Origin of the sequence: Stenotrophomonas sp. GbtcB23 (genome assembly GCF_019091045.1) — a bacterium.
Lineage (GTDB): Bacteria > Pseudomonadota > Gammaproteobacteria > Xanthomonadales > Xanthomonadaceae > Stenotrophomonas > Stenotrophomonas rhizophila_A.
In genome coordinates, this window is the sequence record NZ_JAGXKC010000446.1 from 1 (window position 1) to 266 (window position 266).

Below are 266 nucleotides of genomic sequence, written 5' to 3' on the forward strand. Positions count from 1 at the left end.
CGGCCGTGGCGGCGCGAAACTACCGCTAAGACCACACCGGCGACACGCCGCCCTGGCGGCCGGTCTCCGTCTAAGACGATGGCCGCAAGGACTATGTCGAATTTCCGCGCGGCAACGTACAGGGGGAATTCCCGCCGCTCTTCGACATCGGTCCGGAAGGCGAGGCGCAGATCGCCAATACCCGTATTGATCGGAACATCCTGATCGTTGTTCGCCTCTTCGGGGCGGCGGAATTGCGCCTGGGAGGCGGCATGCATCAGCAGACT

At 63.9% G+C, this 266-nt stretch carries 1 pseudogene; it reads left to right on the forward strand.

From position 1 onward, the window contains the following. Nucleotides 1-134: 134 nt before the first annotated feature. Nucleotides 135-266, forward strand: a pseudogene (locus tag KVS69_RS21205) (P-type conjugative transfer protein TrbG); the annotation flags it as partial.